Annotated in this window: 4 protein-coding genes; all 4 read left to right on the top strand. The window is 73.0% G+C overall.

Annotation, left to right across the window (positions count from 1 at the left end; genetic code table 11):
• Window positions 1-1,581, top strand: a 1,581-nt coding sequence (locus WH07_RS34255; protein WP_046508814.1) for a 4'-phosphopantetheinyl transferase superfamily protein, incomplete at its 5' end; no start/stop codon positions are given.
• Complete coding sequence (locus tag WH07_RS34260; protein ID WP_046508816.1) at window positions 1,581-1,931, top strand: acyl carrier protein; 351 nt, start codon at window positions 1,581-1,583, stop codon at window positions 1,929-1,931. The genes WH07_RS34255 and WH07_RS34260, both read left to right, overlap by 1 nt.
• A 3-nt stretch (window positions 1,932-1,934) precedes the next feature.
• Window positions 1,935-2,744, top strand: coding sequence for an alpha/beta fold hydrolase (locus WH07_RS34265; protein WP_046508819.1), 810 nt, complete (start codon window positions 1,935-1,937; stop codon window positions 2,742-2,744).
• On the top strand, window positions 2,741-4,111 hold the full coding sequence (locus WH07_RS34270) for a glycosyltransferase (RefSeq protein WP_063775881.1): 1,371 nt from the start codon (window positions 2,741-2,743) through the stop codon (window positions 4,109-4,111). The genes WH07_RS34265 and WH07_RS34270 overlap by 4 nt, the downstream gene beginning before the upstream one ends.
• Window positions 4,112-4,138 lie beyond the last annotated feature (27 nt).

Below are 4,138 nucleotides of genomic sequence, written 5' to 3' on the forward strand. Positions count from 1 at the left end.
GGGCGGCCGGCCCTGCCCGCCGCCCTGCCGCCGTCCGTCCCCGCCGTACTGCGCGTGGACGTCGCCGAGATGCCGTACCTCCTCGATCACTGCTTCTTCCGGCAGCGTCCCGGCTGGCCCGACGACGCGGACCGCTGGCCGATCGTGCCCGCGACCACCGTGATCGGGCATCTCATGCGGATCGCCGAACAGGCCGTCCCCGGAACGCGCGCGGTCGCGGTCCACGACGTACGGCTGCTGAAGTGGATCGAGGCCATACCCGCCGCCGAAGTGCCGGTGGAGATACGGCGGCTCGCGCCCGACCGGGTCGAGGTGAGCCTCACCGGCTTCTCCCGCGCGGTGGTCGAACTGGCGGACCGTCATCCGGCACCCCCGGCGGCCTGGCCGGTCGACCCGGCCGCCGAACGGACCCCGGAGATGCGGGCCGAACAGCTCTACAGCGAGCGGTGGATGTTCCACGGCCCGCGCTTCCAGGGCGTCAGCGAGCTGACCGCCATCGGCGAACTGCACGTACGGGGAGTCATCACCGCCCCGGAGGCGCCCGGCGCGCTGCTGGACAATGTCGGGCAGCTCCTCGGCTACTGGATCATGGCCACGCTCACCGAGCGCACCACGGTGTTCCCGGTGGCGATGGAGCGAATCCGCTTCCACGGTCCCGACCCGCTCCCGGGCGAGCGGCTGGAGTGCGCGATCCGTATCACCGAGGTCGCCCCCCTCACCCTCACCGCGGACATGCAGCTCACCAGGGACGGGCGGGTCTGGGCCGAGTTCACCGGCTGGCAGGACCGCCGCTTCGACACCGATCCCAATATCCGCGCGGTGGACCGCTTCCCCGGCAGCAACACCCTCTCCACGACCGAACCCGGGAACTGGTCGCTGGTGTACGAGCGGTGGCCCGACCTGGCCACCCGCGAACTGATGATGCGCAATGTGCTCGGCGGTGCCGAGCGCGCCCGCTACGAGGCACTGCCGCCGGTCCGCAGACGGCAGTGGCTGCTCGGGCGGATCGCCGCCAAGGACGCGGTGCGCGGACTGCTCTGGCAGGAGGGCGAGGGCGAGATCTACCCCGCCGAGATCGCCGTCGCCAACGACACCACCGGTCGCCCCCTCGTCCACGGGGTGCACGGGCGCGAGACCGGTGAGCTGACCGTGTCGATCGCGCACTGCCGCGAGAGCGGGGTGGCGATCGCCCGGCGCGGGCCCTGCGGGATCGACATCGAGGAGATCACCGAGCGGCCGAGGTCCACCGCGGAGACCGTGTGCGGCCCGGCCGAACTCGCCCTTCTCGACCGCCTGGTGGCCGGATCCGCGGAGAGCGGCGCGGAGTGGCTCACCCGGTTCTGGACGGCCAAGGAGGCCGTCGCCAAGGCGCGCGGCACGGGCCTGGGCGGGCGGCCGGCCGCGTTCCGCGTGGTCGCCGCGGAGCACGACCGGCTCCGCGTGGTGACCGAAGGCCGGTCGTACGAGGTGCGCGTACGGCATGTGACCAACCCACGGGGACTGCCCGAGCGGCGGTACGTCGTCGCCTGGACGACCGGTGACCCCACGACAACCGGTGACAACACGACAGGAGAGTTCTGATGAGCACTGAGGCGATCGGCTTCGCGACCGCGGAGCCGGGGGAGCGTACGCCCTCTCGCACCGACGACGCCGCCGTACTGGCGGACATCGCGGACATGCTGCGCGACCTGCTGGCGGAGGACGGCCTCGACGACGCCGAGATCACCCGGGAGACCACCTTCCACGACGATCTCGAACTGGAGAGCATCGATCTTGTGACGCTCGCCGGGTCGCTGCGTGAGCACTACGGCGACCGGGTCAATGTCGCCCTCTTCATCGCCGATCTGGAACTCGACGAGATCATCGCGCTCACCGTCGGTGAGCTGGCCGACTATGTCGCGGCGTCCCTGCGCGCCGGTACGGAGGGCTGACCCATGGCCAAGATCAGCACCGGCGAGATCACCACGCATGTCCAGCGGCTGCCCGCGGCGGTCCGGCCCGCGGACGGCGGCGAGCCGCCCGTGGTCGTGTTCGTGCACGGCCTGCTCACCGACAGCCTCGCCAGCTACTACTTCACCCTCGGCCCGGACTTCGCCGCGGCGGGCCATGACGTGATCATGTACGACCTGCGGGGGCACGGCCGCAGCGACCGGCCCGCCACCGGCTACCGGCTGGAGTCCTTCGTGGCCGACCTCGTCGGACTGCTGGACGCGCTGGACGAGCGGCGCCGGGTGCATGTGGTCGGCAACTCCTTCGGCGGTACGGTCGCCGCGGCCCTCGCCGCGTGGCACCCCGACCGGGTCGCCACGGTCACCATGATCGAGTCCGAGCCGCCGGTCGAGGAGTGGACGCGGCACATGGCCGACGGCCTCGCGGACGCCAAGAACCGGCTCGCCCGCGAAGAGGTCATCAGCTGGATCTCGGCCAAGCACGGCGCGCACACCGCCCGGCTCTCCCGGGGCGCGAGCCGGATCCTCCGTACCACCACGCTTGCCGAGGACATCCCGGCCGGCCGGGTCATCGGCGACGACCTCGGCGCGCTCGGCTGCCCGGTGCTGGCGATCTTCGGCGACGAGTCCGGGCTGAGCGCCCAAGTGCCCGGCCTGGAGGCCAAGCTGGCGTCCTGCCGTACGGTCGTCCTCACCGAGCAGGGGCACTCCGTACTGGTCGAGCGGACCGAGGAGACCCGGGAGCTGATCCTGGAGTGGGTACGGGAACACACCCTGGCCGGGGCGGTGCGGTGACCCGCTTCCTGCTGGTCGTCCCGCCGCTCGTCGGGCATGTCAACCCGCTGGTCGGGGTCGCGGACGAACTGGTACGGCGCGGCCACGAGGTGGCGTGGGCCGGTCATGCCGGGCAGATCCGGCGGCTGGCGGGCGCGGGGGCCACGGCGTACGACTGCGTGGTGCCCGGCGGCGGGCTGCGCAGGCCGCCGGGGCTGACCGGGCCCGCCGCGTTCCGCTTCCTGTGGGCGGAGTTCTTCGTGCCGCTCGCGGACGCGATGGCGCCGGGGGTCGAGGCGGCGATCGACGCGTTCCGGCCGGACCTCGTCCTCACCGACCAGCACGCCGTGGCGGGCGCGCTGGTGGCCGAGCGGCGCGGGATCGTCCATGTCACCTCCGCGACCACCTCGGCCGAACTCGTCGATCCGCTGGGCGGGATGCCGAAGGTGGGGGCCTGGCTCCAGGAGCTGCTGGGCGGACTGCGCACGCGGATCGGCGATCCCGCGCGCACGGGCGATCCCCGGTTCTCGCCGCACGGCGTCATCGCGTTCACCGGGCGCGAGCTGCTCGGTGACGCGCCGCTGCCGCACGAGCGGACGTATCTGGTCGGCCCGGCCATCGCGCCGCGTGCGGACCGCTCGGACTTCCCCTGGGACGAGCTGGATCCCGCGCGCTCCACGGTGCTCGTCTCGCTCGGTACGGCCAACGCGGACGCCGGCGAACGGTTCCTGGCCGAGGCGGTCACGGCGCTGGACCGTCTGCGTGACCGGGTGCAGGGCGTGGTGGTCGACCCGGGCCATACGCTGACATCGGTGCCGCCGGGCGTGCTGGTCCGTGAACATGTGCCCCAACTCGACCTGCTGGCACGGGTGGACGCGGTCGTCTGCCACGCCGGTCACAACACGGTCTGCGAGTCCCTCTGGCACGGCCTGCCCCTGGTCCTCGCCCCGATCCGCGACGACCAGCCCATCGTCGCCGGCCAGGTCGTCGACGCGGGCGCGGGCGTACGGGTCCGCTTCGGCCGGGTGGACGCGGAGCGACTGGCCTCGGCGATCGAAACGGTCCTGGACCCGGCGGGCGGCCACCGCTCGGCCGCCGAGGCGATCGGCCGCTCACTGCGCGAGGCGGGCGGCCAGTCGGCCGCCGCCGACCACTTGGAACGGACAGCGGGGGAGGCCCCGGTCCCGGCGAGCGCGCAGGACGCGGCGCCGGTGGCACTCGAACAGGGCTCGGTACGACCGGAGACCGCCTCTGTACGAGCCGAACCCGTCCCAGTCCGGGCCGAGTCCGGCATGGTCCGTGCCGAAACCGCCCCCGTACGACCGGAGTCCGCGCCCGCCACCGGCCTTGTGCCCGTACCGGCCGAATCCGCTTCCTCTCCCCGCTGAACCGTCCCGCCCCACCGGAACATCTGC

Source organism: Streptomyces odonnellii (assembly GCF_000981895.1).
GTDB classification, from domain to species: Bacteria; Actinomycetota; Actinomycetes; order Streptomycetales; family Streptomycetaceae; genus Streptomyces; species Streptomyces odonnellii.